Source organism: Peribacillus sp. P4_C12, from assembly GCF_056402095.1.
This window is the reverse complement of the sequence record NZ_JBFUIB010000784.1, coordinates 1-1,369: the sequence shown is the minus strand read 5'-3', so window position 1 is coordinate 1,369 and position 1,369 is coordinate 1. Positions and strand designations below refer to the sequence as shown.

The window sequence follows — 1,369 nt, the reverse complement described above, 5'->3', positions numbered from 1 at the left end:
TAACAATGGCCTTGCTGAATAATCGTTCACTTATAAACACTATAGTTTTATAAATTTGAAATTGGGGACACCATTGTCGGAGGAAAAAGTTCAGTTGTCCACCAATTACTAATTATTCCTTTTATTGTTAAAGGAAAACAAAAAGAGAACGAAGAACTCCATTCCCTTTTTGACTAGATGATAACCTATTTGACGTTTTTTATTTAGTGGATTTTGGTTTAAGATCACCTTTATAAGATTCATGCTCAACGTATACGTTTATGTCTTTACCATCTTTGTCTTTGCCAGTTCTTTTATAGAAATTAGGCTTTTTCGTTGCTCCATTAAATGGCCCTTTAATGAAACAGCATGACTAACGTTTTTTAGGTAACGACAAAGAGAGGGTACCCCAAGGGAGTGACCTCACTATTATGTGGGGCTCTGACCTTTGGGATAGCCTCTCATTCTTAAACAGTTTTACTTAGTTTCAGATTCATTTTTGCCCATATCTTCAGTTAATTGTTCAAATGATCTGACCTTACCATGTGGATTCTGCGATTGCTTACGATCTTTCCATTGGCGTTCTTGTTGTCGCTTAGATTGTGTCATCTAAATAAGCTCCTTTACATAAAGTTCAGTAAACAGTTTAAAGCATGATAAGCCTCCGCCCTCAAGAATTAATGCATGCCATTCCACTCACCTTGATTTTTAGAAGCTTTTTCTTTTTTTGCTTTATTTTTATGTGCTTGATTAGCGTTTGCACTGCCAAATTCTTGAGAGAATTCTGAATCAGTTTTGCTTGAATCAAATCCTTGTTTGTTCTTTTGGTCTGCATCATTTTTCTTTGTTCGTTTTGCCATGGATACCCCTCCTTCTTATCTTTAGTATGAGATCAGAAAGAAGAAATATACCCCGAATTAAAACCGATAGTAACATGAATCTGTCATGTAATTCGGGTAAAAAACAAAGTGAATAATAAGTTCCAGTTCGGTTATTTTATAAGTTAAATACCTACAATGTTGCCGTTTTTACATAAGATGTTTGAAATTAACTTAACACCAGAATTCTTGACTTGGATTTCTACGAAACAATGGATACCCTAATGCACGAGATGGTTCACTTGAATAATCGGATACATGATGTTCAAGACGTTAGCAGGAGTGGGACATATCAATATAGAAGTCAAACTAATTTCCACTCACCACCAATAAAGGTAATGATTGACACTTTGGCAGTTTTTCCTTCTGATTTTTTCTTATCTATGAAGAAGTTTCTTTGAATACCAAAAATAATGATTCCAGCTGTTATATTTCCACGCCAAAGATTGCCACATTCTGCCGGTCAGGACCAAACACATGCCCGTTCCATTTCAATACGGTCTGTACAAATC

Annotated in this window: 2 protein-coding genes and 1 pseudogene; all 3 read right to left on the bottom strand. The window is 35.4% G+C overall.

Annotation, left to right across the window (positions count from 1 at the left end; genetic code table 11):
* Nucleotides 1-199: 199 nt before the first annotated feature.
* A pseudogene (locus tag AC1DUW_RS28965) lies at nucleotides 200-298 on the bottom strand (DUF4822 domain-containing protein); the annotation flags it as partial.
* A 158-nt stretch (nucleotides 299-456) separates the two neighbouring features.
* Complete coding sequence (locus AC1DUW_RS28960; RefSeq protein ID WP_223305502.1) at nucleotides 457-588, bottom strand: DUF6254 family protein; 132 nt, start codon at nucleotides 586-588, stop codon at nucleotides 457-459.
* Nucleotides 589-656: 68 nt separating this feature from the next.
* Nucleotides 657-839, bottom strand: coding sequence for a hypothetical protein (locus tag AC1DUW_RS28955; protein WP_053346250.1), 183 nt, complete (start codon nucleotides 837-839; stop codon nucleotides 657-659).
* Between the last annotated feature and the right edge of the window lie 530 nt (nucleotides 840-1,369).